The following is a 684-nucleotide window of genomic DNA, read 5'->3' as shown; positions in this document are numbered from 1 at the left end:
CTCAAGCGCTGACGCATCGTTTCTCGATATTCGGTTGCCGATTGTTGATGTTGGTGAGGATGAAAGTAGCCGCGTATCGGTTCAAAAGCTGAGAGAAACTGTTGGGCGTGTCCTGGCGATTTGAAGCGCCCCATCCGCCTCTCTCGGGTCCGTGTGGGGCGATGTGAGTTCTCCGCTCGATTGTTAAACCCCTTGTGCTGCCTGTGTTCGACGCCTGGAATCAGTTCTTTCTTCGTGGCCCCATAGCTTCTCAGTTTGTCGGTGACAATGACCCGAGGAGCGAAGCCGCTGGACTTGAGCAATTTGCGAAAGAACTTCTTGGCGGCGCGTTTATCGCGATGACGCTGCATCAAGATATCAAGGACTTGACCTTCGGCATCCACTGCCCGCCATAGGTAATACTGCTGTCCCTTAATGGTGAGCACGACCTCGTCCAAATGCCATTTATCAGTAGGCTTGGGGCGACGCCGACGAATCTGATTAGCGTAGGCTTGAGCAAACTTTTTACACCATTTGCGGATGGTTTCATACGTCACCTCAATGCCCCGATAGAGCATCATTTTCTCGATGTCGCGGTAGCTCAAAGGAAAGGTGTAGTAGAGCCAGACGCAGTGACGAATGATCTCAATCGGAAAGCGATGGTATTTGTAACTGACGCTCATGGACTCGCCCTGACAGATGCTG

The 684-nt window shown here is 52.0% G+C and carries 1 protein-coding gene; it reads right to left on the bottom strand.

The window, feature by feature from the left end:
- Positions 1-662 (bottom strand): IS6 family transposase (locus JUK32_RS10780; protein WP_204138860.1); only part of this gene is annotated, 662 nt, incomplete at its 3' end.
- Between the last annotated feature and the right edge of the window lie 22 nt (positions 663-684).

Source organism: Halomicronema sp. CCY15110 (assembly GCF_016888165.1).
Classification (GTDB): Bacteria; Cyanobacteriota; Cyanobacteriia; order Phormidesmidales; family Phormidesmidaceae; genus Halomicronema.
Note: the sequence above shows the minus strand (reverse complement) of the source record. Positions and strands in the feature narration are given on the sequence as shown.